General features: G+C 44.8%; 1 pseudogene. It reads right to left on the bottom strand.

Annotated features, from left to right (window positions below):
• A pseudogene (locus tag CWB62_RS18575) lies at positions 1-252 on the bottom strand (YjbH domain-containing protein); the annotation flags it as partial.

Here is a 252-nt window from a genome sequence, read left to right as displayed (position 1 = left end):
TTTGCAGCGTAAGTGACTTTCTGTATTCATCACGCTCAGTTACTTCTTGCTTAGCTTCTTCTAGCGGCTTTTGAGCTAATTCTCGTTGCTGTTGATAGTGCGCTTCAAATGCAGCCTCACGCCTTTTATGATTATCTAAAATCGGCGCTGGTGCCGCTTCCGTAGGGTCGTTTAGCTTAGCCTGCTCAAAAAGCGGCATCGAAAAGTTAACTCCCCAAAAGGTATCCTTTTCGGCATGATCAGTATTACTGT

The sequence above is a fragment of the Pseudoalteromonas sp. S408 genome (genome assembly GCF_005886645.1).
Taxonomy (GTDB): domain Bacteria; phylum Pseudomonadota; class Gammaproteobacteria; order Enterobacterales; family Alteromonadaceae; genus Pseudoalteromonas.
This window is presented reverse-complemented; position numbering and strand designations above follow the sequence as displayed.